The following is a 252-nucleotide window of genomic DNA, read 5'->3' as shown; positions in this document are numbered from 1 at the left end:
AATGTGATAATGATAAAAACAGAACACATTTAACAACTGTCTACACAATATCATTAATATAAGGTTTTAAGTTTGAAAATAGGTTGGTACTTATATGTACCGTTGAAAGGAGGGATGTCATTGACGTCCCTTTTTTGTTTAGTAAAAATCGAATTGAAATATTTTTTACCAATGAAAATATTTTTTCTACCAATGATATTTATTTGAAATGCTGACCTTTGTAATGTGATAATGATAAAAACAGAACACATT

1 protein-coding gene is annotated in these 252 nt (G+C 26.6%); it reads right to left on the bottom strand.

What is annotated here, in order from left to right; genetic code table 11:
- Positions 1 to 53: 53 nt before the first annotated feature.
- On the bottom strand, positions 54 to 252 hold a 199-nt coding region (locus ACXAHM_RS26470; RefSeq protein WP_474967086.1), incomplete at its 5' end, for a hypothetical protein.

The organism is Flammeovirga sp. AWQ4_249 (genome assembly GCF_056161045.1).
The sequence above is the reverse complement of the archived record's forward strand: the minus strand, read 5'-3'. Positions and strand labels throughout refer to the sequence as shown.